The sequence below is a fragment of the Aeromonas sp. ZOR0001 genome (genome assembly GCF_000801015.1).
Lineage (GTDB): Bacteria > Pseudomonadota > Gammaproteobacteria > Enterobacterales > Aeromonadaceae > Aeromonas > Aeromonas veronii.
The window spans coordinates 1-1,202 of sequence record NZ_JRJY01000064.1 but is presented as its reverse complement, the minus strand read 5'-3'; the positions used below and the strand labels follow the sequence as shown (position 1 = coordinate 1,202).

Below are 1,202 nucleotides of genomic sequence, written 5' to 3'. Positions count from 1 at the left end.
CTAGGGAAGGTGCGAACAAGTCCCTGATATGAGATCATGTTTGTCATCTGGAGCCATGAAAAAGGGTTCATCATGAGTCATCAGCTCACCTTCGCCGACAGTGAATTCAGCAGTAAGCGCCGTCAGACCAGAAAAGAGATTTTCTTGTCCCGCATGGAGCAGATTCTGCCATGGCAAAACATGGTGGAAGTCATCGAGCCGTTTTATCCCAAGGCTGGTAATGGCCGGCGACCTTATCCGCTGGAAACCATGCTACGCATTCACTGCATGCAGCATTGGTACAACCTGAGCGATGGCGCGATGGAAGATGCTCTGTACGAAATCGCCTCCATCCGTCTGTTTGCCCGGTTATCCCTGGATAGCGCCTTGCCGGACCGCACCACCATCATGAATTTCCGCCACCTGCTGGAGCAGCATCAACTGGCCCGCCAATTGTTCAAGACCATCAATCGCTGGCTGGCCGAAGCAGGCGTCATGATGACTCAAGGCACCTTGGTCGATGCCACCATCATTGAGGCACCCAGCTCGACCAAGAACAAAGAGCAGCAACGCGATCCGCAGATGCATCAGACCAAGAAAGGCAATCAGTGGCACTTTGGCATGAAGGCCCACATTGGTGTCGATGCCAAGAGTGGCCTGACCCACAGCCTAGTCACCACCGCGGCCAACGAGCATGACCTCAATCAGCTGGGTAATCTGCTGCATGGAGAGGAGCAATTTGTCTCAGCCGATGCCGGCTACCAAGGGGCGCCACAGCGCGAGGAGCTGGCCGAGGTGGATGTGGACTGGCTGATCGCCGAGCGCCCCGGCAAGGTAAGAACCTTGAAACAGCATCCACGCAAGAACAAAACGGCCATCAACATCGAATACATGAAAGCCAGCATCCGGGCCAAGGTGGAGCACCCGTTTCGCATCATCAAGCGACAGTTCGGCTTCGTGAAAGCCAGATACAAGGGGTTGCTGAAAAACGATAACCAACTGGCGATGTTATTCACGCTGGCCAACCTGTTTCGGGCGGACCAAATGATACGTCAGTGGGAGAGATCTCACTAAAAACTGGGAATAACGCCTTAAATGGCGAAGAAACGGTCTAAATAGGCTGATTCAAGGCATTTACGGGAGAAAAGATCGGCTCAAACTGAAAAAATGAAATGACTGAGTCAGCCGAGAAGAATTTCCCCGCTTATTCGCACCTTCCCTAG

General features: G+C 53.1%; 1 protein-coding gene. It reads left to right on the top strand.

The features are described 5' to 3' along the window. The first annotated feature begins 72 nt into the window (after window positions 1–72). Window positions 73–1,053 (top strand): IS5-like element IS5 family transposase, encoded by a 981-nt coding sequence (locus L972_RS08250; protein WP_026141181.1) that lies wholly within the window; start codon window positions 73–75, stop codon window positions 1,051–1,053. Window positions 1,054–1,202 lie beyond the last annotated feature (149 nt).

Excerpts from the sequence above, each read along its gene's own strand:
- L972_RS08250 (WP_026141181.1), top strand. The coding sequence starts at position 73 with ATGAGTCATCAGCTCACCTTCGCCGACAGTGAATTCAGCAGTAAGCGC.